This is a genomic window from Streptomyces sp. AC627_RSS907, from assembly GCF_019049165.1.
In genome coordinates, this window is record NZ_JAGMUE010000140.1 from 1 (window position 1) to 378 (window position 378).

Sequence of the window (378 nt, forward strand, 5' to 3'; positions counted from 1 at the left end):
GGGTCACCCGGTCCTGGCGGTGGTGCGTGGTACGGCGGTGAATCAGGACGGTGCGTCGAACGGGTTGACGGCGCCGAATGGTCCGTCGCAGCAGCGGGTGATTCGTGCGGCTCTCGGTAACGCGGGTCTGGCTGCGTCCGAGGTGGATGTGGTGGAGGCGCACGGGACCGGGACGAGTCTTGGTGATCCGATCGAGGCGCAGGCGTTGCTGGCGACGTACGGCCAAGACCGGGAGCGGCCGTTGTGGCTGGGTTCGGTGAAGTCGAACATCGGTCATACGCAGGCGGCTGCGGGTGTGGCTGGTGTCGCGAAGATGGTGCTGGCGATGCGGCATGGTGTGCTGCCGGCGACGTTGCATGCGGATGAGCCGTCTCCGCA

General features: G+C 67.5%; 1 protein-coding gene. It reads left to right on the plus strand.

Going from position 1 to position 378, the window contains the following annotated elements; all coding sequences use genetic code 11:
* A partial coding sequence (locus KUM32_RS27965; protein ID WP_217144754.1) for a polyketide synthase occupies positions 1-378 on the plus strand: 378 nt, incomplete at both ends.